The sequence below is a fragment of the Lactobacillus sp. W8093 genome (assembly GCF_016100925.1).
Classification (GTDB): domain Bacteria; phylum Bacillota; class Bacilli; order Lactobacillales; family Lactobacillaceae; genus Lactobacillus; species Lactobacillus helsingborgensis.
In genome coordinates, this window is the sequence record NZ_JACFRL010000007.1 from 57,078 (window position 1) to 83,428 (window position 26,351).

At 36.6% G+C, this 26,351-nt stretch carries 23 protein-coding genes and 1 tRNA gene; 7 read left to right on the forward strand and 17 right to left on the reverse strand.

All coding sequences use genetic code 11. The features are described 5' to 3' along the window. Positions 1 to 5: 5 nt before the first annotated feature. Together H3T47_RS05995 and H3T47_RS06000 are read right to left on the reverse strand one after the other, a co-directional pair. Positions 6 to 1,205: an ABC transporter permease gene (locus H3T47_RS05995; RefSeq protein WP_199282844.1), complete on the reverse strand. Its 1,200-nt coding sequence runs from the start codon at positions 1,203 to 1,205 to the stop codon at positions 6 to 8. Then, positions 1,198 to 1,938 carry an ABC transporter ATP-binding protein gene (locus tag H3T47_RS06000; protein WP_199282845.1) on the reverse strand — a complete coding sequence of 247 codons (741 nt, stop codon included), beginning with the start codon at positions 1,936 to 1,938 and terminating at the stop codon, positions 1,198 to 1,200. The genes H3T47_RS05995 and H3T47_RS06000 overlap by 8 nt, the downstream gene beginning before the upstream one ends. Before the next feature lie 90 nt (positions 1,939 to 2,028). Here H3T47_RS06000 and H3T47_RS06005 point away from each other — a divergent pair, with 90 nt between their 5' ends. From H3T47_RS06005 to H3T47_RS06015, 3 genes are all read left to right on the forward strand, one after another. Continuing rightward, entirely contained in the window at positions 2,029 to 2,460 is a 432-nt protein-coding gene (locus tag H3T47_RS06005) for an HIT family protein (RefSeq protein ID WP_038523342.1), read from the forward strand. A gap of 9 nt (positions 2,461 to 2,469) precedes the next feature. Next, a complete protein-coding gene (locus tag H3T47_RS06010) occupies positions 2,470 to 2,811 on the forward strand; it encodes a hypothetical protein (protein ID WP_046327329.1) in 342 nt (113 codons plus the stop codon). A gap of 114 nt (positions 2,812 to 2,925) precedes the next feature. Next, positions 2,926 to 3,825, forward strand: a complete 900-nt coding sequence (locus H3T47_RS06015; protein ID WP_046327330.1) for a peptidylprolyl isomerase PrsA — start codon at positions 2,926 to 2,928, stop codon at positions 3,823 to 3,825. Between the two features lie 114 nt (positions 3,826 to 3,939). On the opposite strand, the gene H3T47_RS06020 is transcribed toward H3T47_RS06015, so the two are convergent. From H3T47_RS06020 to H3T47_RS06040, 5 genes are read right to left on the reverse strand one after another with little or no spacing between them, the layout of a single operon-like run. After that, entirely contained in the window at positions 3,940 to 4,917 is a 978-nt protein-coding gene (locus H3T47_RS06020; protein WP_199282846.1) for a 3'-5' exoribonuclease YhaM family protein, read from the reverse strand. After that, the gene (locus H3T47_RS06025) at positions 4,910 to 7,405 is read right to left on the reverse strand and encodes an AAA family ATPase (protein WP_199282847.1); all 2,496 of its coding nucleotides are present in this window, start codon (positions 7,403 to 7,405) and stop codon (positions 4,910 to 4,912) included. The genes H3T47_RS06020 and H3T47_RS06025 overlap by 8 nt, the downstream gene beginning before the upstream one ends. Then, complete coding sequence (locus H3T47_RS06030) at positions 7,392 to 8,603, reverse strand: DNA repair exonuclease (RefSeq protein WP_199282848.1); 1,212 nt, start codon at positions 8,601 to 8,603, stop codon at positions 7,392 to 7,394. Before H3T47_RS06030 ends, H3T47_RS06025 begins: the two co-directional genes overlap by 14 nt. 2 nt (positions 8,604 to 8,605) lie before the next feature. Beyond that, the gene (locus tag H3T47_RS06035) at positions 8,606 to 8,962 is read right to left on the reverse strand and encodes a YlbF family regulator (RefSeq protein WP_046327333.1); all 357 of its coding nucleotides are present in this window, start codon (positions 8,960 to 8,962) and stop codon (positions 8,606 to 8,608) included. A gap of 17 nt (positions 8,963 to 8,979) precedes the next feature. Further along, positions 8,980 to 11,037, reverse strand: a complete 2,058-nt coding sequence (locus H3T47_RS06040; RefSeq protein ID WP_199282849.1) for a PBP1A family penicillin-binding protein — start codon at positions 11,035 to 11,037, stop codon at positions 8,980 to 8,982. Between the two features lie 82 nt (positions 11,038 to 11,119). On the opposite strand from H3T47_RS06040, the gene H3T47_RS06045 reads away from it, so the two are divergent. Further along, on the forward strand, positions 11,120 to 11,995 hold the full coding sequence (locus H3T47_RS06045; RefSeq protein ID WP_199282850.1) for an RluA family pseudouridine synthase: 876 nt from the start codon (positions 11,120 to 11,122) through the stop codon (positions 11,993 to 11,995). A 231-nt stretch (positions 11,996 to 12,226) separates the two neighbouring features. On the opposite strand, the gene H3T47_RS06050 is transcribed toward H3T47_RS06045, so the two are convergent. Next, entirely contained in the window at positions 12,227 to 13,141 is a 915-nt protein-coding gene (locus H3T47_RS06050; RefSeq protein WP_199282851.1) for a proline-specific peptidase family protein, read from the reverse strand. Positions 13,142 to 13,161: 20 nt separating this feature from the next. Continuing rightward, on the reverse strand, positions 13,162 to 14,928 hold the full coding sequence (locus tag H3T47_RS06055; RefSeq protein ID WP_199282852.1) for an oligopeptide ABC transporter substrate-binding protein: 1,767 nt from the start codon (positions 14,926 to 14,928) through the stop codon (positions 13,162 to 13,164). A gap of 177 nt (positions 14,929 to 15,105) precedes the next feature. On the opposite strand from H3T47_RS06055, the gene H3T47_RS06060 reads away from it, so the two are divergent. After that, on the forward strand, positions 15,106 to 16,482 hold the full coding sequence (locus tag H3T47_RS06060; protein WP_199282853.1) for a serine hydrolase: 1,377 nt from the start codon (positions 15,106 to 15,108) through the stop codon (positions 16,480 to 16,482). A gap of 65 nt (positions 16,483 to 16,547) precedes the next feature. Here the strand turns inward: H3T47_RS06060 and H3T47_RS06065 are convergent, their stop codons facing one another. From H3T47_RS06065 to H3T47_RS06095, 7 genes are all read right to left on the reverse strand, one after another. Then, positions 16,548 to 16,874: a hypothetical protein gene (locus tag H3T47_RS06065; protein WP_199282854.1), complete on the reverse strand. Its 327-nt coding sequence runs from the start codon at positions 16,872 to 16,874 to the stop codon at positions 16,548 to 16,550. Positions 16,875 to 17,004: 130 nt separating this feature from the next. Then, a complete protein-coding gene (locus tag H3T47_RS06070; RefSeq protein WP_199282855.1) occupies positions 17,005 to 17,874 on the reverse strand; it encodes an aldo/keto reductase in 870 nt (289 codons plus the stop codon). A 192-nt stretch (positions 17,875 to 18,066) separates the two neighbouring features. After that, on the reverse strand, positions 18,067 to 18,981 hold the full coding sequence (fba, locus tag H3T47_RS06075; protein WP_038523383.1) for a class II fructose-1,6-bisphosphate aldolase: 915 nt from the start codon (positions 18,979 to 18,981) through the stop codon (positions 18,067 to 18,069). A gap of 98 nt (positions 18,982 to 19,079) precedes the next feature. Beyond that, complete coding sequence (gene argS / locus H3T47_RS06080; protein ID WP_199282856.1) at positions 19,080 to 20,765, reverse strand: arginine--tRNA ligase; 1,686 nt, start codon at positions 20,763 to 20,765, stop codon at positions 19,080 to 19,082. A gap of 255 nt (positions 20,766 to 21,020) precedes the next feature. After that, positions 21,021 to 21,665, reverse strand: coding sequence for a L,D-transpeptidase (locus tag H3T47_RS06085; protein ID WP_199282857.1), 645 nt, complete (start codon positions 21,663 to 21,665; stop codon positions 21,021 to 21,023). A gap of 42 nt (positions 21,666 to 21,707) precedes the next feature. Next, on the reverse strand, positions 21,708 to 22,550 hold the full coding sequence (locus H3T47_RS06090; protein WP_199282858.1) for an NAD(P)H-hydrate dehydratase: 843 nt from the start codon (positions 22,548 to 22,550) through the stop codon (positions 21,708 to 21,710). 2 nt (positions 22,551 to 22,552) lie between these two features. Continuing rightward, on the reverse strand, positions 22,553 to 23,782 hold the full coding sequence (locus tag H3T47_RS06095) for a serine hydrolase (protein ID WP_199282929.1): 1,230 nt from the start codon (positions 23,780 to 23,782) through the stop codon (positions 22,553 to 22,555). Between the two features lie 155 nt (positions 23,783 to 23,937). On the opposite strand from H3T47_RS06095, the gene H3T47_RS06100 reads away from it, so the two are divergent. Both H3T47_RS06100 and H3T47_RS06105 read left to right on the forward strand, forming a co-directional pair. Then, a tRNA-Leu gene (locus tag H3T47_RS06100) sits at positions 23,938 to 24,021 on the forward strand. Between the two features lie 329 nt (positions 24,022 to 24,350). Continuing rightward, positions 24,351 to 24,575: a PspC domain-containing protein gene (locus H3T47_RS06105; RefSeq protein WP_199282859.1), complete on the forward strand. Its 225-nt coding sequence runs from the start codon at positions 24,351 to 24,353 to the stop codon at positions 24,573 to 24,575. 122 nt (positions 24,576 to 24,697) lie between these two features. On the opposite strand, the gene H3T47_RS06110 is transcribed toward H3T47_RS06105, so the two are convergent. Next, complete coding sequence (locus tag H3T47_RS06110) at positions 24,698 to 26,341, reverse strand: polysaccharide biosynthesis protein (protein ID WP_109918581.1); 1,644 nt, start codon at positions 26,339 to 26,341, stop codon at positions 24,698 to 24,700. Positions 26,342 to 26,351: the final 10 nt, after the last annotated feature.

Consider the following 26,351-nt stretch of genomic DNA (forward strand, 5'->3'; position numbering starts at 1 on the left):
CTATTCTACGACTTCCTTTTCTTTACTTTTGCTGGTAAGTATAACCTTAATACGACCCAGCTGAAAACAACTAGGCACCCCATTGCTTCAAACAGGTGCAAATTGGCTGGCAAGGTAAGCAGCCAGGAAATACTGATAATCAACCACTGCATTAACATCATCCCTGCTAAAGCCGAGACCATATCCAAGCCACGGTTGGTGTGCTCAATCGGATAGACTCGATACATAATGTTATCATCAAATTCATCAACCATCGGTACTAATTGGTAAATTGTTAAAAATACTACTAGGCACGATAAACCTAACGCCCAGAGCCAATTTTGCACTAACCAAGAAACCAATACAGCAAATGCAGTCATTCGCACTATTAAATTGATATTTTCAGGATTCCTAAGAACTGACCGGCGATATAAAAACCTATTGGGATTTTCCAATGCCATCTTCTTAGGTAATAAAAAGTCTAAATATTTTCTCCTTTTAACATTGGTTTGTCTTTCTTTGACATCAGTAAACATACTAAAAGCGTTAAAAACAACATTTTTGCGCTTTTGTTCTTGATCGACGGCATATTGCCAGTCAAACAAAGCTGCATGCTGCGGCTTTAAAACAAAAATTATTAGGCAGATAACTAATAACCCTGCAATTATCAGTAAACTTTTGGGCTTAAACATTCCCAAACCAAACAAAAAAAGGAAAAAGATATTTACTAGCGAGATGGAAATCTTACGGTTAAAAAACAAATTATGTTCCATAATTTTAAGCTGCAGCAGCTTAGCTAAAAAAACAGCCAAAACAGCAAAAATATAATCTATTGGTTCAATCCTTGCCCTAATCGTAGCAAAAGGAAATAAAATTCCTGCCGTTAACACCAAGCAAATTGTAGGTACAATCAAGCTGTAATTTAGCATTGGTTTCAAATATAATTTTATATTTTCATCTTCAGGCAGTAAAAATTGTAAATCAGCTGGTTTTAACAAAGTTACCAGTTTGCCTATTAAAAGTGGCAGCCATAGCAAAATACCAACTAGTGGACGGTAGTACCACAGATTTTCGGGCATGGTTTTCATTGTCTGCGCATACCAAAACATGAGTGCTCCAAAGAGAAAAATTAGAGCTAAGATAAAGAAATCATTAAAAACCAATACAAGATATTTTAAAGATTGGCGTAAATTTTCCTGCAGCCTTCTTTTAGCCAAATCACGCATTTTGTTGCTCCTGACTTAAAATTTGGTAAATTTGGTCAAATGAATCTGCTTCCTTTAAACCATAGTGCATGCGAATTTCGGCTAAAGTGCCGGCAGCCGTAATTTTGCCATTATTTAAGACCGCGTAACGTGAAACGGCCTGAACACTGTTAGCTAAAATATGCGTTGACATTAACACCATTTTACCTTGACCAGCAGCGCTTTTGATTAATTGTACTAAATTAGCTACTGCTAAAGGATCTAGTCCAGTAAACGGCTCGTCAATTACAAGTAGTTTCGTATTTGCTAAAAAGGCGGTTACAATCATCACCTTTTGCTTCATACCCTTAGAAAAGTGAATTGGCAACCAATCAAGCTTATCATCTAGCCTAAACATCTGCAGCAACTCATGAGCTTTTGCCCAAGCCTGTTTTTCATCTAACTGATAGCTAAGAATAGTTAATTGCAGATGTTCCTTCAAAGTCAGTTCTGAATACAAAACTGGTGTTTCTGGAATATATGCAACTTGTCTTTTAAATTTAGTTGGTTGAGCAGCTAAATCAATGCCATTCAGAGTAATTTTCCCTTTTTGGGGTCTTAATAAGCCCAGAATGTGTTTAATAGTAGTAGATTTACCAGCACCATTTAGCCCAATAACCCCTAAAACTTCCCCTGGTTTAATTTCCAAGTTAATATCTTTAATGACCGGCACACCCGTATAGCCACCTGTCAAATGTTCAATTTTTAAAGTCATATTTCCTATCTTTCTTTTAATGAATTTACTCATTTATTATGATAGCATGATATTAAAAGAAACTAAATTTTGAAGTGAAGAGGTTTTAAAATGGAAGATTTAGATAAAGACTGCTTATTCTGCAAAATTATCAGAGGCGAGGCCAGCAGTTACACAATTTTTGAAAACGATGATGTCAAAGCATTCTTGGACTTATCTCAAGTTAATCCCGGCCATACTTTGATGGTCCCGAAAAAACATATTACAAACTTTTTCGATTATACAGCTGCTGATGCTCAGCGCTACTTACAATACATTCCAGCAATTGCAAATGCAATTAAAAAATTCGATCCCAGAATCACCGGTATGAATATTAGCAGCAATAACGGCGCCAGTGCCAGTCAAGTCGTTATGCACTCACATATTCATTTCATTCCCCGCTTTGACGGAGACGGCTTAAAAATTGCCACCCGTAATAATGCGGAAAAATACACTGACGAAGATTATCAAAAAGTGGCTGCCGCAATTAGAGCACAATTTTAAGGTGATGAGATGAAACATTTTAGTATTGGTTTAGCAGTTGGAGCAGGTTTTGGCGTAGTACTTTCATTATTTAAAGATAAAAATGGTAAGCGTTTATTCCCAGAAGTGCAAAAAGGCGTTAACGCTCTTAAAGCTGATATTCAGGATCTTTCTGCTTCTCAAGCCAAGCTGAAAACAGCTCAGCAAAACCTAAAGAATTCTCTGCCACAAGCTAAGAAAGCAATTTCTGAATTACAAAATGAATTAGAATATTACCAGATCAGCGTGAACCGAATCATTCACAAGTTAAAAGCTAAAACTGCAACTTTCCAGCATAATGATGATGAAGAAATGAATAGTTCTAAAAATTAGTAAAGAAACTAAGAATTTTTGGCAAAAAACGAAAAAATAAAAACTAGATTTGCCAGTTTATGTTATATTAGTTGACGGTGACTTAATTTATTAAGGATGTGGAGAATTTATTTTATGAAGAAATATATTAAAAAAGCTGCTGCGGTAATTGCTGTCGCAGGAATTGCATTGTCAACAGCCGCTTGTTCTAGTGGTAATAAAACTGTTGCTTCCTATAAAGGCGGTAAGATTACTCAGCAAGAATACTATGATGAGATGAAAAAATCTCAGTCTGGTAAAACTGCCTTGGCTAACATGCTTATTAATCATATTCTTGAGCAACAATATGGCGACAAGGTATCAAAAAAGCAAGTCGATAAACAATACAATAATTACAAAAAGCAATACGGCAATCAGTTTGAAGCAGTTCTGCAACAAAATGGTATGACCGTATCAAGTTTTAAGCAAAACCTGAAAACCAACCTGCTTTCTGAAGCTGCTCTAAAAGACATTAAAAAGATTTCAAAGAGCCAAGAAGAAAAGGCTTGGAAAGCCTACCAACCAAAAGTAACAGTTCAACACATTTTAGTTTCTAAGAAATCAAAGGCTGAACAAATCACTGCTGAACTCAAAAATGGTAAGAGTTTCAAGAGTCTGGTCAAGAAATATTCTTTAGATACAGGAACTAAAAATAATGCTGGCAAGTTGCCGGCATTTGACTCAACTGACACTAGTTTAGATCCTGCTTTTAAGGCAGCTGCATTTAAACTGAAGACGGGTGAGACCACTAAAAGTCCAATAAAATCTCAGTCAGGTTATCACATAATTAGAATGATTAAGCACCCGGCTAAGGGAACTTTTGCTTCACACAAGAAGGAAATTGATAATCAAATTTACCAAACAATGTCACAGGATCAACAAACGATGCATGAAGTCATTTCTAAGGTAATCAAAAAAGCTGGAGTTGATATTAAAGATAAAGACTTGAAGGATGTCTTAGCTTCCTATGTTTCAACTCCATCGACTAAAAAATAATTAAACATTATTTTAAAGCGAATAAAAATAACAAAAAGCACAAGCCCTTAAACAGCTTGCGCTTTTTTTATACATTAGTTTTGAAATAAAAAGAATTTAACTAATATTATGATATTACTCTAACTTGCGCGCTTTACCCAAAGACTCATCGGTCTTAGGACGATAAAACTTACGCCCTCCTTGACTCATGATATTATCCGTAAAATTACCTGGACGAGTATGTTGTAAGGCGTTAGTGATTGCATAAATTGACGCATCTAAATCATCAATTCGATGCAATAGTTCCGCTTCAAGCAGCGCTGGTAATTTAGGCGAGCCATATTCAAACTTGCCGTGATGAGATAAAACCATGTGCCGTAAAAGCAGCAAATCTTCAGATTCAAGGTCAATCTTAAGTTGTTGTGCTGCCAACATAATTTGCTCGTCAATTAAAACCAAGTGCCCAATTAAATTGCCCTCAGTCGTATACTGAGTGGCAGCAGGTCCAGTCAGTTCCAACACTTTGCCCATATCATGTAGAATGCAACCAGCATAAAGTAAGGAACGATTAATTTGCGGGTAATTAGTGGCTAAGCCCTTGGCATCACGCAACATAGATACCGTATGGTATGCCAAACCGCCACGTACGGCATGATGATTACTTTTGCCAGCAGGGAATTCGAAGAAACGTTTCTCCCATTTTTTTAACAAAAACCGCACAATCCTATTCCATGTCGGGTTTAATATCTCAAAAACGTATTGATTTATTTCTTCTTTCATATCCGCGATTTTTTCAGGAGCAGACTTTATAAATTGGCGCAGATCATAGCCTTCTTCTGGTCCCACGACACGGAGACTGTAGATTTTAATTTGCGGTTGGCCTTGATATTCTTCACGCTTACCATTCAACTCAACAATTGTACCGGCATTGAAAGTAGCAGCATCTTGATCATTAGCATCCCAAAAATTACTGCGAATTTCACCCGACGAGTCACCAAAGGACATTGCTAAATATAGTTTGCCTTTCTTGGTATGTCTTAATTGTGAATTTTTGATTAACACCACTAGTTCCAATTCCTCGCCGTCATTGTAATCCAGCAAACGTTTATACATTTTGGGTTCCTTTCGTTAAAGTCAATGGTTTAAGCTGCAATTTATCAACCAGACTCGTTTGTGCGGTAAAAATCATAACTTGATTATTTTGGGCAATTTTATGAAGCAATTTATTTATTTCATCCACCCTAGTATCATCAAAGTTAACGAATGAATCATCAATTAAAATTGGTAAATTGATCTGGTCTTTAATTTGCTCGACAAACGCTAACTTTAACGCAAAATACAATTGTTCTGATGTTCCTCGAGAAAGATACTGCACTTTAATTTTTTTACCGTCAAATCGGGTAACTGTTAATTTTTTATCAATATCAATATCATTATACCGATTATTTGTTAATAGTCGCAAATATTCTTTTGCTGTAATTAGCATTTTAGGGAAACGCTCATTTGAAGCAAGATCAAGAGCTCGTGCAATCCACTTTGAAACGACGAGATCAGACAAATAGTCAGCACTTAAATTTTTCAATGAAGTTCTTAAATTGGCAAGTTTTTGTTTTTCTGCAAATACAACGGTCGAATTGGCCAAAGCAGTCATTTTTACCTTGATTTCTGCAATTGCTGATTGTGTCTGCTGAATATCTTTTTGAATTAAGGAGAGTTCTTCTGTTAACTTGCTTAATTTTTGAGTGCTCTTTTCCTTATCTTTAGTAAAATCTTCAAGTTGATTTAGATCATCCTGTAAATTAGATTTCAGAACTGCAATTTGCCTTGCGATTTCTTTCTGTTCCTCACTTTGGTGCTTAATTTGCTGGTATTCGTTAAAGTCGGCCACATGAGCACGAGCAAAAATCATTTTTAATTTGATATTGCTATCATGCAGTTCCTCTTTACTTTCAGCCAAATTATTTTCCAAACTAATCTGTTCTTCACGCTGTGAGCGAGCAACTTCCAGCTTCTTACTCAGCTGGTCGAGCGCAGCTAACACACTGTTAAAGTCAACAGCCACATTCTGTCCAATAATTTGACTAACTTGTGCTGCCAAATCTGCTAACTCATTATGCACTTCTTTTTTGCGCACTAAAGTACTTTCTAGTTTTTGCTGCTGCACCTGATACTGCCGCCAGTCATTAATTAAACTATTTATATCAAAGTGAGCCAAATTAACATGGTAATAATTTTCAAAAGCTTGGCGCTTTTGCCTAACTTTTTGTATTCTTTGCGCCTGATCACTGTTTTTTTGCTGCTTTTGCTGGAAATATCCTGATAGAAGTAAAAGGGCGCCTAAAGCTAAAGCAAGCAACCCAAACGCACGGGCAATAAATAATAAAACAATACCCAATACAACAGCAGCAATACCAATAAGCATGACGGAGTTGGCCTTACTATTGTCAGCTGCTTCATTTTTTGTTTTGTCATCAGGTAAATTGCGATAATCATCTTGCAACTTGAGAATTTGTTCTTGTGAAAATCCTGCAACCTGCTTTAAATTGGGATCTAATGTCAACAGCTGTTGCTCATCATTTTTTATTTGGGCTTCTTTTTGAATGCAATTATGATATTCCGTTTGCCATTGCAAAACTGCGGGCTTTTTTTGAATTAAATCCTTTTCATTAGAATCATCATTTTGATTTTGCCTAAACTCACTTAACTTAGCCGCTATTTTTTCCTGCTTTTTACGTAAATTTTCTATTTGCATAGTTAAAGTTTGTGCAGACTGATATTGTTCTGAGTCAAAAGCAATTGGTTTAGCCTGCTGCTTTAAATGTTGCAGTTTTTCATAACTAGGAATGAGCTTTTGGGTCTTTTCCAAGTCATTATACTTGGTTTGGAGTTCAAGTTGTTTTTGTTCTTGCTTATTTAAGGCTTCTTCCTGCTCTTTATAATCTTTACTTAAATCTTGATAAAGCGCAAATTCGTTTTCAGAGGCACGAACATGATTTTCTTGATCTTGCAGCTGCTTTAGCAGTTGGTTAACAGGTGGATTTTTACCTGCTTTTTTAAAGAGACTACCAGCATTTTTAGCAAAATAATCACGTAAATCAAGCAGTTTATCACTATTAGCAGCTCCGAGATAATAAATACGTTCTAACAAATCGGATTGCTGAATTTGTCCAACCTTTGCTAACATATCTTGATTAAAAATAAAACTGTCTGCGTAAAAACCACCATTAATATTTTTTATTTGATCAAAAAAAACATTCTCTGGAACTACCTGATTATTGCGTTTGACAGTCAAAGTGCCAAGTTTTGAGCCTTTGCCACTAGCATATAGTCTTTCTAATTCATAAAGCTCATGATCATCATTTTCAAAAAAAAGCGACCCACCCATTGGGCTAACTCTTGCTAGTGGTTTATAGTCTTCAAAAAAAGCAGAGCTATGTTTAGCTAAATGAAAGCCAAACAAGACTTGCTTAATGAAAGCAACAATAGTACTCTTTCCTGCTTCATTAGCACCGTAAAAAACGTCAATATCTGAATTGGGCAAATCAATAGTAAAATTTGAAAATTGACCAAAATTAACTATTTTGATTTTAATTAATTTCATCGTTAACACCTTTCAATTTACTATTCAGCTTCACTTCAGCTAATTGTTTTACTTCTTCCACAAAGTCATCACTTTGAGCTAAATCATCGGTGTATTTGTCTTTTAAAGCCCAATCCTTGCTAATTCGTGCAAACTCATCTGTAGCAAAAATTTCTTTTTCCGCTTGCATAAAATACTTCCGATCATTTTCAGCAACTTCCAAATGGCTATCAGTAACAAAACGCACATCTACAAGCTGAGATTCATGTTCAAGCTTAGCCGAAATCATTTGCCAAAAATCGTTATCTTGAACCAATTCTCTTTCCTTTTCACTAAGCAAGTCCGCACCTTTAATCCGCAAACAAAAATAAGTAGTTGTAGTAGCCGTGAGCTGCGCAACAATTTTGTGTTCTAGTTCAGTTTTTGATAGAGGCTCAGTTAATTCAATTTCTTTTTGCATCCAAGTGATCGGATTAGTTTGCACAAATTTTATTTCCGTTTGCTTAGTCTGCTCATCGATATTGCCTAAATAACATCCCTTTGGTCCGGTTTCATTAATATGGCGGCCTTGGATATTACCCGGATAAACAATTAAAGGGGAATTGGCTAATACCTGCCGCAAATGAATATGACCCAAAGCGAAGTAATCATAATTAAGATCTTGCAGTTCACTCAACTTGAACGGTGCATATACATTTTGACTATTTTGACTGGTCTTTTCTTGAGCATGCATTATCCCAAAGGTGTAGCAATTTCTTTTAACGGGAAATTTCGCAATTAAGTCACTGGTAATGTGGTTGGCAAAATAAGAAAAGCCAGTTACGTCATACTCAAAACCAGTTTTCGTTGTGAAAGAACAAGTTTCTATTTTTTCGCGGTTACCTAATAGCTTAAAAAACGGACTTTCAGGCATCAATAAGTCCTCTTTTGCCATATGATCATGATTACCAAAAATCATAATTACCTGGATTTGAGCCTGGATTAAACGCTCAATTTCATGAGCAAAGAAAATTTGTGAGCTGGGATTTGGTTGATAACTGTCAAACGTATCTCCAGCAATTAGAACTAAATCGACCTGCTCTTGCAATGCTAAATTTACTATATTGGTTAAAGACTTAAGTGGGGCTTTTTGAATTTGCGCAAAACTATCAGATGGCAAAAAAGATAGCCCGAGAAAAGGACTATCTAAATGTGCATCAGCAAAATGGATGAATTTCATTGTTACTTATTATTTCTAAGACCATCATAGAGGTCATTAATCGGCTTAGTTATTGCTTTTTGAACGTCATCAACAGTTTTATACAGAGCTTGTTCAGCTTGCAAAAGCTTTAGTATCTGTTGGTCTTTTTGGACCTTTTCGTTCAATTTTTGATAGTCATCTTTTAAATCTTTGGGAAAATCTCTGCCTTCAGTTTGAGAATTGATAATTTTGGTTTGCATTTCGTCCATCTGTTTAAACAGAGCAGTACTTTCTTGGTTATTTTTAACTGCCGCAATCGCCTCTTGCAATGCTTTAAATTCGTCCAGTTTTTGCAAATCAGTTGCTACTTGATTTGCTGAATCATAAATATTAATCATGTATTATATCCTCCTTATTAATGACCCAAAAGTCCTTTAAGGTCATTATACCATTCATTGATTTTTTGACCTGCAGAACCCAGACCTTTTTCAATTTTATCTCCAATTCCTTTAGTCCAGTCTGTGCCGGCACCGTTATTTTGGATAATTTGTCTTGGAGCTTGTTCTTTAAACTGATTTTGAGCTGTATAAGGCAAAATACTTTCCATTTCAGCTTTATAAAGTCTGGTAATTTCAGTTTCAGAAACACCGTGCATAAAATGCTGCCGGTTAGTGCGGTCAAAGCCGACCCAGGTAGCAACTACAATATCAGGTGTATAACCAACAATCCACTGGTCTTTTGTGCCAAAGCCATAAGAATTCGGCACTTCAGTTGAGCCTGTTTTTCCTGCCACACGGTAGCCTGCTGGTTGCGCAGAAGTTCCCGTTCCTCCGGCAAAGACTCCTAACAGCATTGTAGTCATTTCTTTAGCAGTATTTTCGGAAATAATGCGGTGAACTCCAGTATCATGATTTTCAGCTATGACATTGCCACTAGCATCAGTAATTTTTTTAATGAAATACGAATTGTTAGGTAAGTTGCCCTTATTAGCAAAAGCAGAATACGCCCGCGCCATTTGCACAGGTGATACCCCTGTTGAAAGTCCCCCTAGAGCCAGTGCCAAGTTTTGATCCTCTTTTGGCACCTTAAGACCAAAATTATTGGCAGATTGAACGCCCTTCGCAACGCCTATACGGTCTAAAAGCCATACAGCAGGAACATTTTTACTTTGTGCTAATGCCATATACATTGGTATTTTATCTGAATAACCATTATCAACGTTATGTGGTTGGTAGCCATTTTTACCAAAACGCTGTAATTGATTTGAAAGTTGGGAATCATAATGATATCCCTGCTGCAGCGCAGGCGCGTAAGAAACTATCGGCTTAATGGATGAACCTGGCTGCCTCTTCATCTGTGTTGCCCTATTATAGCCGCGAAAAACATGTTTACCACGACCGCCAACTACGGCGCGAACTGCACCTGTAGTTGGATCCATGACTACTGTTGCACCCTGCGTTCTTGTGCCATCAGCTGCATTTTGCGGGAATAAATAATCTTGCTCAAAACGTTGCTGTAATTGCCGTTGGTAGTTTTGATTAAGGGTAGTATAAATCTTAAGCCCCTTGTTCATCACGTCTTCTTCTTTTAAGCCATAGCGATTGATTGCTTCATCAACCACAGCATCAAAGAAGTATGGGTAACGATAACCATTTTGATTATGATATGTATCACGCAGAGTTAACCCGATCCTTTGCTCACTTTTGGCACGTGCTTTTGTTAGTTTCTTATTATCCACCATCAAATTCAATATTAAATTACGTCTGGATAAAGCATAGGACATGTGATCAATAGGATTGTATCTACTAGGATTACGGAGAATTCCCGCCAATGTGGCACCTTCACCTACAGTCAGCTCACTGGCATTTTTGCCAAAATATTTCTTGCTGGCATCCTGAACTCCCCAAACGCCATTGCCAAAATAGGAATTGTTAAGATACATAGTCAAGATATCTTTTTTGGAATAAACATGATTAATTTCAACTGCAAAGAAAAGTTCTTCAATCTTGCGGGAAAATGTTTGCTTTTGAGTCAATAAAGCATTTTTGGCTAACTGCTGGGTAATTGTTGATCCACCACCAGCAATTTGCCCGTGATTAAGCACTATACCAAGAGCGGCACGACCCATGCCCTTGATGCTAAAGCCCGGATTTTTCCAAAATGTTCTGTCCTCAGTCGAAATGACAGCATTTTTGACGTTAGGAGAAATCTTGTTGTATTCCACAAATGTGCCCTTTTGCGAATACAGCGAGCCTGAATTTTGGTTTTTATCATCGTAAATGCCGGTCGTTGCGGCTAATGATGCTTTTAAATTTGATATATTTGAAGTTTTAACTTTAACGGTATAATAAGTACAAACCAAGAGAGTTACGGTAAGCAAAATCAAAATGATCCAGCGACCGATAAAAAAACGGTTATCAAAACGGTGCCATAAAGCACTCAGCCCGTTTTTCCGTGGTTCATTGTTTTCCATTTGTATCTGCTCCTTTACAAACAAAAATTGTACCATATTAGAAAGAATCGCTTTTATTTTCAAAAAGATTTAATAAATATTTATGAGCTATTATTTTACACTAAATTATCCGCAAAAACTTAAACCGTGTTCTGTGAGCGATTTACTGCGTCTTTTATTAATCCCGCGTAAATGGCGTCATTTCTTACGTACCGAACGCAAAGTATTGATTAACGGTAAATATCACTCATTTAATCAACTGGTCTACCCTAAAGACAAAATTGAGCTCTGGCTGGATCACGTTGAAAAAAAACAGAATACATATCCTGCAAGCGGCAATTTACCAGATGTTATATTTGAGAACCAAAATATTTTAATCATTAATAAGCCAGCCGGTCAGAAAACGCATCCCAATTTAGCTGAAACAGATACCGCTTTAAATGATTGCGCCACTTATTTGGGTTATTCACCGTTCATTGTACACCGCTTAGACATGTTAACGAGTGGTCTGCTTCTTGTTGCCAAAAATCCTGCTGTTGTCCCAATTTTAAATCGTGAATTAGTCAGTAAAACTTTTCACCGTGAATACTTAGCAGTAATAGATTTTTTAAAACCCTTCCCCCAAAAGGGAACGATTAGTTTACCAATTGGGCAAGACCCACTTGACCAACGCAAACGGATAGTAACTGCATCTGGTCTTAAATCCGTAACTCATTACCAGGTACTAAAAATTCTTTCAAGACAGACTGCTTTAGTCCAATTAGCACTAGAAACAGGTCGCACACACCAAATTCGTGTTCATTTGGCTGCACTGGGTTGTCCAATAGTAGGAGACCCATTATATAACGCTAATTTTAAGAATGAAGAGTTCTTACATTTAACTGCATATCAAATTTCCTTAATTTCTCCTTTCACATTTAAGCGCATTAATGTCAAGTTGTCTAAAGATAAAATCTCTTTATTTACAGACATAACATAGTTTCAAAAAAGCAAAGAGACCGTTAGTCATTTTAGACTGACGATCTCTTTTTTGTTAATTCGGAGATATTATATCTAACAATTTAAAATTTAGTATATGCCATGATTGCTTGTTTAGTAGTTTCTAAAATCAGTCAAAGCAGTATCATAAAACACAATTTTCACCTGAATAACCAACACCTAAAACCATTAAAAATCGCAAGGCTTACTATTTGCACTGAATTTTAGCAATTTAATCACCCACGAAAGTACCAGCTTCTACTTCACGAATAAAATCTGCTACGTGCTTATAGTAAACTTCAGGATTATCGACCATGTGATGATGTCCTGCATTCGGTGTGGTAACTAAGCGTGAGTTAGGAATTTCACGTTGCATAATCTTTGCGGTCTCAAGGGGCATAGTATCTTCTTCACCAAAAGTCAAAAGGGTCGGCATTTTTATTTGCTTTAAGTACTTTCTAAAATGCCAATCTTTTAATTTACCTGTTACTACAAATTCATTATCACCTTGAAAGGCATGGTAAACAGGCAAACCACCGATACGTTTAATATGATATAGCTTACATGGCTGTCGCCGATCAAGAAAATTAATGTTTAATATTTGAACATCCTCTTGGTAACGTTTATTGTCATAGTCGTTGTTTTCTTCACATTCACGCATAAAGTCTATTTCTGATTGGGGAAAAATTTCTTGTCTACGGCGGTTAATTGACTCAATATAGTCATCAGTATCATCAACCATTGAAGAAATAATCGTGCCTTTTAAGTGCTGACCATATTTAACAGCATATTCTTGTGCAAGTAAGCCACCCCAGCTTTGTCCAATTAAGTAGCAATTATCAAGACCAAGCTTAGCGCGAACTTCATCAACTTCGTCAAGAAAATATTCATAAGTTAGGTATTTGGCTGCAATTTTAGGATCATCATAATCCGGTTGATCTGAATAAAGCGAGCCTAATTGATCATACATAGTAACTTGAACATGTAGTCCCTGCTTTGCTAATTGGTCAGCGGCGTCTTCCCAATATTCATGATTTCCTCCTGGACCTCCGTGAAGCGCTAATAAATGAATATCACCTTCACCTTGAGTACTTGTCCACAAATGATAGCCATTATCTAAAGTTATAATTTTTGTTCCAGTCCTCATTAAAAATTTACAGCTTCTTTCTATTTAATAAAACCTACTTCATTCCATAAAGGATGACTATTGTTTTGTTTTGACGGCTTAAGCGAATAGCCAGAAATCTTGTCATTAACAGCAAAGATCTGATAAGAATTATCAACTGGGATAACATAAGCCTCCTCATTCATATATCTTTGCCATTCATGAAATTTTTTAACCCGATAATCATGATTAAAAGCTTTTTGAGAATTTATTTCATCTAAAAGCTTGTTGTTTTTTGCAGTTACAAACCTGGTCATGTTAAAGGGTGCTGATTCACTATAATACGGGTGGGGCGAAGGCTCAGTTGGTGTTGACCAACCAGCGAGATACATGTCAATATCTTTATTATCATGTTGTAATTTATCGTAGAAAGAATTGTGTTCAATTAAGCGACCTGTGGCTAACTGGACATTAAGTCCAACTTTATGCCATTGCTGTAAATAGTTTTGAACTATTGGCTCTTGCGTAGTATCTCCACTCATGGCAGCAAAGCGAATTACGAGAGGTTTTCCGTTAGGCTGAACGCGCCACTTTCCTTTCTTTTTATAACCCGCTTTATCTAGAATCTGATTTGCCTTTTTTAAATCGTAATTATATCCTTTTTCAGTTTTATCAAAGTAATCACCAAACTTTTCTGGGACTAAAGTTTTGACCCTAAACGTTAAGCCATACGTATAACGCTTATTGACCGCATCAACATTCATAGCGTAACCTATTGCCTGCCTTAAGGCCTTATTATTCATCTTAGCATTAGAATTCATGACATTCTTGCTCTTATTAGCATCCCATTTTCCTACTTTAAAACCCAAATAATGATAAGCAATAGGAATTTGAGCAATGAAGTTCACGTTTTTGGTAGTTTTAATTTGTGGCCACTGGGTGTTAATTACAGGAATAATATCAAATTTATGACTTTTAATTGCTTGAGAGGCAGAATTAGAAGATACTACTGAAATAACAACTTTATCTAATTTTGGTTTCCCTCTCCAGTAGTATTTGTTCGGTACCCACGTTACAGATTGTCCTCTAACTAGTTTCTCCATCTTAAACGGTCCGAAAAATAACGGATTTTTCCTAATCTTATCAGAAGATTTTAATTTTGCGAAAGGAACATCTTTCAAATAATGATAGGGTTCAACTGCTTCCCAAAGTGAACGGCTGCCTGCATTTGACATACTTGGATTTAAAGCTGAGCAGTGTAAAACAATTTTACGGCCATTTTCTCCATCAGGCATTTCAATTCCAGAAATTGTTTTAGCTTTGCCTTCGTGGTATTCTTTTAGTCCCCTTAATACTTCAAACTGACTGCTATAACGCGGACAAGCTGTATCTTTGTTAGCCAAAATCTCATATGCATATTCGAAATCTTTGGCTACTACTTGTTTGCCATCAGACCATTTAACCCCTTTTTTTATATTGATTGTGATCGTCTTTTTCTTAGGGTCTAATTTACGTGTAGCTGGCCCTTTATCAGTGACGCCATATTGATCATCACTATCAAATAAAGTTTCTTGACCAGGAGCTGCAACCATTGAGTCTACATCTTCAGAGGAAAGTTCTTGTGAAAAAATACCTGAAAATGGAGTATTTGCGACAACGGCCACTTTTACAGTTCCGCCATTTTTCACATTTTTTATAGGCGTCTCAACAGTAAATTTTTTTACTGTTTTGGTATCATCACTATTGTTAGCACTTTTAGCACAAGCTGACAGTGTTAAGGCAGCAAGGCACAAAATACCAGCAGAAGCGAATTTACTTCTTTTTTTCATAAAAATCACTCATTTCATTATGTTTTACTTATATTATTAATAAATTTATCATTAATGTCAAATTCTATCATCATATATTTTAAAGAACTATTTAAGAGAACTTTTATTTAGTGTAAAAAAGCAAATGTTTCTGTATAATTTTATTATGGAAAAAATAAATATGAAAAGAGTTAGATAATGAATATGAATAAGCAAACAATTGCTGATTTAGCTCAAAAAGTGAGCAAGACATTTAAATTACCCAGTTTAGGAATTGGCGTGTATCACAATGGTGAAAGTTTTAGCCATGTTTATGGTGAAGCCGAACAGGACAGTTTGTATCCTTTAGCTTCAATTTCAAAGACTTTTTTTGCCACTGCTGTTTGTCAATTAGCTGATTCTGGTCAAATTAGTTTAGATGAGCCACTTAAGAAATACTGGCCTGACTTTAAACTGGTTGACCAATACGCTCAAGACCATTTAACATGGCGTGATGCATTAAGTCATCAAAGCGGCTTGCCAGCGCATGATCTGATGCGGTTCACCAATATGAATAAACATGATTTAACTTTAAAAGAAAAAGCAGAACACATTGGTCATTTAGAGCCGAATCATGAACTGCGGTATAAAATGCAATACAGTAATTTAATTTATGCCGTTGCTACCTATGCCTTTGAGCAGGCCATTGGTCAAGATTACGGCAAATACGAACGCAGTCATTTGTTAGAACCATTAAATTTAAATCATACCTACATTAATCATCACGAAGCACCAAGGGAAAAGATAGTTAAACCTTATATTGGCGACAATAACATCACCAAAGAAGTTCCTTTTATAGCACCAGGAAAAGTTGGCGGTGCCAGCAGCATGCTTTCAACAATTTCTGATCTGCTTTCATGGGCGAAATACCAGTTAAAATTGCAAAAAGAAAGTAAAAATAATGCTATGGCTGAACACTTCTTGCCACAATCTATTATGTCGCCAAGCCGTGAATACGGTGGCGCTAATTTTGGCGCCTACGGTTTAGGCATGATGATGGAAGATTACCGCGGTCATAAATACTTTTATCACAGTGGTTCATATATTGGGTATTGTTCTTTTATGGGCTTTGTTCCCGATCTCGATTTGGCTTTTGTTTCAACCACTAATATGGATTCAACGGATGCTATCTTTGCACTAGCATATCAAACCATTGACAATGCTCTAGGAATAAATGAAACGGATTGGACAGCAAAAGTCAAAAAGGCTGTGGACCAAAAAATAACAAAGCGTGAACAAAAGATTAGCAGCCTTATGGGAGACGCACCACAAAAGGTTAAAGCTGACAAAGACCAACTAGGCGACTATCACAATCCGGGCTATGGTTTAATAACTTTGAGTGAAAATGACGGTAACTTAATGGTTACTATCGGTAAAAAGGAATACCCGGTAATTGTTAATGAAGATGGTAAGATGTTTGTTGAAGTAAGATTATATCAACATCAACTTTTACCAATTGCATTCCAACAAGACCAGATTTTACTCTTAACAGAGCCAGCACTAAATAAGCCAACTGAATTCAATAAAGTAAAATAAAAAAGCTTAACTGCGAAGCTAAGCTTTAGCATTGCTATTAACCAGCTTTAATCAAAGCTGGTTTTTTATTTGATATGTGCGCTAATCCACGGGACAACTTTACCAATAACTTCATTTAACTTCGTAAAATCACCTGTTTCAACGTTAAAAGTGTGATTAGCACCTGAAACGGTAAAAGAATCAACATTAGCCATGTGACACGTTTTAGTAAAATTCAGGCTAATATTAGGATCTAAAGTAGGATCATCTGTACAAACTTCAACCAAGATCGGATTTTTAAAGTTTTTGATGTTATCGTTAACTGTGTCTTTCATATCATCTAGGAATTTTTGATATAAAAGTTCAACGCCGCCACAACTTGTATGAACAAGGCTGTAGCCTAAGTTAGCCATTTCAAATTTATCATAGCCAACATTTATTTACATTTTTTCCCTTTTAAATAAACAAAAAAGACTATGTATCAGCTACTTGCAAAAGCCGCATTGATAGTCTTCTTATTATTTCATTTAAACGTTACTAAAACTACTTCTCCCTCTTGCCACCAAATACTGGAAAATGACTGGATGAACCGTAGTCAAATGTTTTGACAGCCTCCAGAGTTTTCATGTCCTCATCATTAATCACAAAGTTTAGTTCTGAGTTTTCTTTCATGTGAACTGGATTAGTTGATTTAGGTAAGACAACGGTATTTAATTGCCAATCATAACGGATACACAATTGAGCAACCGACACCTGATACTTAGCAGCCATCTTTTTAATGACTTCATTATTGAGAGCTTCACCGTGAGCAACAGGTGAAAATGACTCAACTACAATACCATTTTGCTGACAAAAATCAATTAAGGGCTTTGGCGTTGCACCAATATGGCACAAAATTTGATTAACCATTGGTTTAACGTCACTATTAGCAATTAAATTGTTCAAGTCTTCTGGTTGAAAGCTGGAAACGCCAATTGCACGTAGTTTGCCGGCCTTCATTGCTTCTTCTAGAGCACGCCATGCTTCCAGATTACCCTCAAAGTGGCGGTCATCAGACTGGTTAACTTCTATCCAAGGCTGTGGATTATGAATGATCATCATGTCCAAATAGTCTAGTTTCATGCGTAAAAGAGTTTCATCAATTGATTTTTTAGCATTAGCATAATCCTTAATTTCTGCTTCAACTTTCGAATTCACAAAAATTTGCTCGCGCTTAACTCCAGATTTTCTTATTCCCTCGCCAACTCCACCTTCATTATGGTAAGCCTGAGCAGTGTCAATATGACGATAGCCAATTGCTAACGCGTTTTCGACAGCGGCAAAAGCCTCATTGTCTGGAATTTTCCATGTGCCAAAAGCTAATTGGGGAATTTCAACGCCATTAGATAGATTTAATACTTTATCAAAAATCATAATTTGCCTCCATTCATCTTTTTCTTGAGTATAACGCTTAAATTCAACTTTAAGTCAAACTATTTTTATTTTTTTAATTTTTTAGTGGTACTGTGCAAATAATTAATACTAGCTATTAAAATTTCTGAAAAAGTTGCTAACAAAAAAGAGCAATCTTTTTGCGATTGCTCCAATGTTAATATTATTTACTAATTATTCTAAGTTCAATGAACTCTTGTCAAAACCAGCTGACTTAATCTTGTCATCAATTGATGGAGTACCAAGCCAAGTGATCATTTCCTTCATTGAAGCTGTAATTGCTTCAGTACCAGGAAGAAGAAGCTTACGAGGGTCATAACCCTTGTTGTCCTTGTCTTCATCCTTGTGGGCTTCAAAGTACTTACGAGTAGCAGCTTGGAAAGCTAATTGGAATTCAGTGTTAATGTTAACTTTAGAAATTCCAAGAGAAATAGCCTTCTTAACTTGGTCTTCAGGAATACCTGAACCACCGTGTAAAACTAGTGGTACAGAAACTGCGTCAGCAATTTCCTTTAAGCGGTCAAAGTTTAAGCCTTTCCAATCAGCAGGGTAAACACCATGGATGTTACCAATACCACAAGCAAGCTTGTCAACACCAGCAGCAGCAAAAGCTTTTGCATCTTCAACAGAAGCAAGTTCGCCACCTTCAGCACCTTGGTTTTCACCAATTTTACCAATTTCAGCTTCAACTGAGATGCCGCGTTCATGGGCTAACTTAACAATTTCCTTAGTCTTAGCCAAGTTTTCTTCAGTAGATAAAGCATGACCATCAAACATAACTGAAGAATAGCCAAGTGCAATACATTCCTTAGCAGCTTCAAAATCACCGTGGTCTAAGTTCAATACAACTGGAACTGAAATATCCATTGCATCAATTTCATCTTCAACTAAATCCTTAGCAACCTTATAGCCACCCATGTATTTAGCTGCACCCATTGATACTTGGATTAAAACTGGGGTTCTTGTTTCCTCAGCAGCTTGCAAAATTGCACGAGTCCATTCCAAGTTATTAGTGTTATAAGCACCTACTGCATAATGGTTTTTACGAGCATCTTTAAAGATTTGGTTACCATTATCTAAATATGCCATTAAAAATACCTCCTATTAAACTTACAGTCATATTGTATCGTATTAATTAAACATTGAACAATCTTTTATTTGATGTAAACGCTATTATTTAACATTTTTTACATTTCTTTAGGGGCATTGACTCCTAATAGGCGTAAAGCCTCAGTTAAAACAATTGACGTGGCCTGTACCAGTGCTAATCGCCCACCAATTTGAGCGTCATCAACTAAAACTTTGACATTAGCATAGTACTTATTGAATTTTTTAGCTAAATCAAGAGCATACTTTGCAATAACAGATGGTTCGAATTTAGCACTACTGCGTGCAATAATCCGTGGGAAATCGGCTAAAGACTTGGCAACGCCAAAGGACCAATCATCATCAATATTTATATCTGAGAGTTGTGGCTCATGACCTTGCCTCAAAGCTTTACGTAAAACGCTTTGTGCACGTGCATTGGTATATTGGACATAAGGACCAGTATCACCTTCAAAGCGCACAACTTCATCCAGATCAAAGTCAAAGTTTTCGGTTCTTTCATTTTTTAAATCATGAAAAATAACTGCGCCAACGCCAACGTCATGGGCAACCTGATCTTTATTAGCCAAATCGGGATTTTTTTGCTCAATTTGCTTTTGAGCAAGTTTAACGGCATCTTGTAACACTTGATCAAGAAAGACCACATTGCCTTTTCTCGTAGACAATTTTTTGCCGTTTTGGGTAATTAAACCGAAAGGAACGTGATGGATTTCATCAGCCCAATCATAACCCATTTTTTTCAAAACAGTCTTTAATTCCACAAAATGCTGTGACTGCTCATTACCAACCACATAAAGCATTTTGACGAAGTGGTAAGTTTTCATCCGGTAAATCGCTGCTGCTAAATCCCGGGTTAAATAAATACTACTGCCGTCAGACTTAACAATTATGGCAGGATTTTCATCCTCACCCATATCAACAACTTGTGCGCCGCGTGATTCATGCAAAAGACCCTTTTCCTTTAGTTCATCAATCACAGGCTGCATTTTATCGTTAAAGAAGGCTTCACCCTTATAAGAATCAAAGGTTACACCCAGTTCCTTGTAAATACGTTTAAAATCAGCTAAAGAAACATCACGGAACCATTGCCATAGTTTTACAGCTTCTGGATCACCGTCTTCCAGTTTTTTAAACCAAGCACGGCCTTCGTCATCAAGCTCTGGATGTTTTTCAGCTTCTTCATGGAATTTTACATAGTATTTAAATAAATTCATGATGGGGTCTTTTTTAACATCTTCTTCGACGCCCCAGTGCTTATACGCGGCAATTAATTTGCCAAATTGCGTGCCGTAATCACCCAAATAGTTGATTTTTATTGGTGAATAACCAACTTTTTCCAATGTTTTCGCAATGGAATTGCCGATTACTGTAGAACGCAAGTGTCCCATTGACATTGGTTTGGCAATATTCGGACTGGACATATCAATTGGAACATTGCCTTGGCCTAATTTTTGATCACCATAATGCTCTTTTTCTGATAAAATTTCTGCAAGTGTTTGGGAAATCAACTTACTATGATTAATAGAAAAGTTAACATAAGGGCCAACAGCCTTAATCTCGGCAAAGTCAGGACTCTCAATATTATTTGCTATATCTTGAGCAATAGCAGCAGGGTTTTGGTGCATCACTTTTGCTAAAGCGAATGCAGGAAAGGCATAGTCTCCCATTTTTTCGTTTTTTGGTCGTTCAATTAATGAACTAATTTTATTTTTAGGTAAATCGACCTGTGCTGCTATCAAGTCAACTACTTTATCTTTAAAATCCATTTCAGCCTCCTAATGCCAAAAAAAGTCCCTTCCTTAGGATAAAGGAAGAGACGAGTTTTTACCCGCGGTACCACTCTTGTTGATACAAAGTATCCGCTTTGTTTAATTTATTAATTAATCAGTTAGACACGCCTTCAACCATCTTTTTGACCCGACTCACATCAACTCGGGTTCGCTTGTTCAAAAAAATGTCTACTACTTCTAACCACTTTCAAAAAATGATTATAACAGGAAATATCGTTTGCGCCAACTATTTCAGTTATTTTTGACAATTACTTTTGTACCGGCGGGAATTTTTTCTACCAGCCAGCGCGAGTCAGGAACACTCAACCTGACGCAACCATGAGAAGCAGGTTTCACTCCCAGCTTTTCTGCTTCTTTAACATTGTATTTGCCATTATTCTTTGTTGGTACCGAGTGAAATAAATAAACATTATGTTTGTCCCAACTAGTCCAATTATTGGCACCCTCATTTAAATCGGGGTTGTAAAAGGAATCGCCACGGTCATTTTTGATTTTAAAAGTTCCAACTGGAGTTAAAGATTTGCCTTTTTTAAAGAGACCAGCACTCGCAATCATGGTATATATCCTTTTACCATTGCGCAGAATATAAACGCGATTACCTTTAAGAGAAACTCTGATAGTCAAATCATTTTCAAGATGCCTAATTTTGGGATATGGTTTAGTTTCGCTGGGCTTTTTCCAGTTAAAAGGAGCACGCAGGTCTTTAGGATCTTGATACGGACGAAAAGAAGCCGCAGTTTTTATGACAGCAGTTTTCTTATCTGTTGTTTTATGTTCCTCTGTTATCTGAGAAGGCATAGATATTCGTGCCAAGCTGATCGCACAGATTAAAAGAACACAAAAAGCTGTCAATGTTTTTAATAAACTGTTTTTCATGTTAAATTTTTCTCCTCAACCATAATAATTGCAAAATAAGCACTAATTGGCATAATGCCTCATCAGTTTGGGCAATAACGCACTAATTTCTGTAGGACGAACAACATAATTATTTTTCGCCAATTGGTCACCAGCTAAAGAATGGATATAAACTGCAGCTAAAACAGAGTTGAGATTACCACCAAACTGTGCTGTAAATCCGCCTATGATACCAGCCAAGGTATCGCCCATACCACCTGTTGCCATACCTGGATTACCAATAGGATTAACGAAAGCCGGCTCAGACTTGGAATAAACGTGGGTGTGATTGGATTTTAAAACCAAAATTGCATTCTGCGTAGGAAAAATCCTTTTTAGCGCATCCACATTGGCACTGTCAGTTTGATACGGTATTCTAATTTGACTTAAACGTTGCCATTCCATCTGGTGTGGCGTTATAACGATTAAGCCAACAGCTTGCGGAATTAATTCTGGCTCTTGTTCAATAAAGGTCAAAGCATTTGCATCTAAAATTAAAGTTTGCTTTGCAGAAATACTTTGATTGAGAATGGTCATAATTGTATGAGCAACAGAACCAACCCCTAAACCCGGACCACAAACAATCACATCCATTTGCGGGATCAATTTTACTAAATTTCGGTCACGCCAGTCAACAAACATAATTTCTGGATCGCGAGCGTGAAGTGCATCGAGATTCACAGTATGAGTGGCTACAGAAATTAGTCCTGCCCCACTGTTAAGTGCACCTTCAGCCGCCATAATAATTGCACCGCCATAGTTTTCGCTTCCACCTATTAAAAGGATTCTGCCATAATTGCCTTTATGAGAATCACTTGGTCTTTTTTTAATGACTTTTGGCAAAATGCTTTCTGTAATTGTGCTCATTTTTAACCCCCAAATAACCAGCGCCAGAAACGGACAAAGATATTTACTTTATTAGTTGATTGTAAGGCTTGAGCCGGCAAAAGTAATCCTGCAGGATTAAGTAATGAGATTATTTTCTGGTTGCCTTTTTTAAAAATATATGAATTAACTTTTTGGCCCGATTTAATTGGCGCTTCAATCTGTTTCGCAGCCAATTCAATCGTAAATTTCTGACCATTTTGCGGTACCCAAATCAAGCTGTCATTTTTCATACCAATATTGATTTGCCTTGCCTGACCATTATGAACAGCCATATTGGTTTTGCCAATAATGACTTCATTCCGCTTAAATTTTAATGGTTGATAATTTTGATAAACATAGTCTAATAATTTGGCAGTTTGAATAAAACGGGCCGGATCAGTATTGGTTTCGTGTTTAGCTCCCATCACTACTGTGATTATTCGACCACCTTTATGTTTAGCAGTTGCGATAAAACACGCACCTGCTGCGTCAGTAGTTCCTGTTTTTAAACCATCTATTTTTAATCTTTTACGATACTGCGGCATTCCTTTCAACATCCAATTAAAATTACTCATGGGTGTTGCGAAATCCTGATCTACAAAGTTCAACTTAGCTATTTTGGTAGTATTAATTACATTAGGGTAGTCTTGCAGCAAATGAAGTCCTACTAAAGCCATATCTTTGGCCGACAACATATTTTCGGCATTTTTACCTGCACCCGGGTAAGCGTCACTTCCAACACTTTTATTAGGTAAACCGCAGGTAGTATAAATACGACCATCTTTAATATCCCATTTTTGCAATTGGCGACGCATTTGTCTTACAAAAGCCGTCTGTGAGCCACTTATTGCCTGTGCCAGCATCATTGCCGCCCCATTAGCTGATTCGATCAATGTAGCTTGATATAGCTGTCTAATCGTATAAGTGTGCTTCATGCGCAGTGGAACGTTAGAATATTCTCTGTTGCTGGCAACAGCAAAAATCTGCCTTGTGGGCGTGACCCTGGTATCCCAATTGATTTTGTTCTCATCTATTGCTTTAAGTGTCAGATAAGCAGTAATAAGCTTAGTCATTGAAGCTATAGGTAAAGGCTGATTGATATTTTTGCCATATAAAACCTGTCCGGTCTCACTATCTATAGCAATTGCGGCTTTAGCATCAATTGCTACTTTGTCTTGATCATAATTATCAGGGGCCTTTTTGGCTGCAGCAACAGTGTTTACCGGTGCCATTAGCAAAAATAAGCTAATAAATGTAAGTATGAGTGCTTTAACTTTATGCTTCAAGTAATAAAACTCCCTTTCCAGAATTTTTTTGAATATTTTTCTATTTATGCTTACATTTTACCAAATTTTTGGTATGATTATTACTGTGTTAAAAATGACATGCCCCGATGGCGGAATTGGCAGACGCGCAGCGTTCAGGTCGCTGTTTAGGTAACTAAGTGAAAGTTCGAATCTTTTTCGGGGCATAATTTTACAAGCTAATCCTGCTGGATTAGTTTTTTTTGCAATTAAAGTTGGATAAAATTGAAAAATTATTTGGCTCAATCCTGATTTCTAATATCCTGTAGCCAGATAAAATCATTCTGATTTATCACAAACGAAGTGGATATTGAATTAATGTTATTAGCTGGCGTAAAAAAACAACATCATTAATTTGCTTTTTTAAAAAATAAGTTTATTCTGATCATATCAAATTACTTCTCGAAAGGTACAATAATCGATTTTATCTAGCAATAACTAAATCTTACTATGTAGGCAAAATGTATTGTGCTTTAAAAGCAAAGGGGGAATTAGCGTGCAAAAGGGGTTAACAAAATCAGATGATAGAGTTTTATTTGGCGTTTTAGGCGGAGTTGCTGAGTATTTCGGCTGGGATAAAGCTTGGACCAGAATTGGCGGAGCGTTTTTAATATTGTTCACAAATATTGCGGGTTTACTTTTATATCTGGTCGCTGCAATTGTAATGCCTGACAAAAATCGTCATGATGATACTCCTGCGGGTGAATTTCACCACCGTTAACATTGAGATTTAAAAATTTATCTAGTACAATATAGTTCCTTGGCAAGGGCGCGCAGAAATGTTTTTAAACCATTTTTGCAAACAAAGAGCGTTATTATCAAATATGATAATAACGCTCTTTTTTATGCATGAATATGCAATTTTTCTAAAAGAGGTACGATCTTTTCTCCTAAAATCTTTTGTGCAAGTTCAGATTTTATTGCAGCAAAGGCGTAAAATAAACATCCAGCAATTACTGAAAGCAGGACAATTACTAACGATTGCAAACTACTCTTTGGACTTAAGAAAAGTTCTAATGCCCTTTCTAAAGCTAAGACTAATATGAACATCATTACTGAAAAGGCGGTAATGCCAATAAAACGCCTTCTAGTCCGATTTTGATTAAAATTATAGCCGATTTTAAGATGCTTCAGCGCCATAAAGATAATTACCAACATGCCCAAGTTAGTTGCCAGCAGAGGTCCATAAACTTTAAAGAGATAAATCATTGGATATTGCATCAGAATTTTGATAATTAGCCCTAAAACCAAATATTTTATTGCCAACGTATTTTCTGATAAGCCCTGTAAAATAGCCATCAATACAGTAAATAACCCCAAAGAAATAGCAGTAAAAGAAGAAAGGTACAGTACATTTGAACCTAATTGGTCGTAGCCATAAAAAATAGTGTAAACCGGGGTAGAAATTGCTGCCATCCCAAAAGCAGCCGGTATCATGACAAATAAGAACAAATCTAATGTATTACCTATTTGATCCGAAATTGCGTGAAAATCATGTTTCGTATGAGCTGCTGATAATAGCGGTATTGCAGTTACTGCCATCGCACTAGCTAAAGACACAATAATCATGATCAACTTATTAGCATTAAGTGCAAACAAAGCATACCAAGTTTCAATAGTATTGTTGCTTGCAGTAATTAAATTAGCAATCATTGGATGGAAAGTATATTGATCTACGAGATAGAAAAGCTGAATGCCGGCATCAATAATAATAAATGGAATAGCTTGGGCGATGATTTCAACAAATAAGGCCGAAGTTGAAACCTGAATTTCATTGTCGGAATTTTCTACCAATTCGTCAAGCATGGTTTTTCTGGAAAACAAAAACCACGCTAAAATAGCAATACCAAAAATCGCACCAATTGCAGCTGCAAAGTTGGACTGCACTACAGCATCCACAAAATTGCCGTGCTGCACCTGCATAATCACGTATGCAGTCAGCAGCATCCAAATAACACGGGCTAGCTGCTCGACAAACTGGGAAATTGCAGACGGCATCATATCTTCATAGCCCTGAAAATAACCCCTCATGATGCTCAATACAGGAATAATTAAAATGGCATACGATAGGCTGCGCATTACTTTTACCTGTCTAGGATCAACTTGGGCACCGTTAGAGGCTAAAAAAGGCGAAGCAAGGTACATGATCCCTGCTGAAATAATTCCTAAAATCACCATAAGAATTAGGCCGCGATGAAACAGTTTACGACCAACGCCATATTCATTAAGTGCATTATATTTTGCTACCTGCTTGGCAACAGCACCAGGAATTCCCGCAGTAGAAATTAAGATAAAAATACTGTAGATGTTGTAACTTCTTGCAGTCAGAGCGTTAGCAATATTACCGTAAGGTGACATCCAATAAAACCACGGAATTATATAGAGGGCACCTAAAATACGTGAAGTAATAGACCCAAAAGTCATCCACGCACTGCCTTTAATAAAAGTGTTTTGCGTATTTTGTTCTGCTGAATTATTTTCTCTCATTAATATTCCC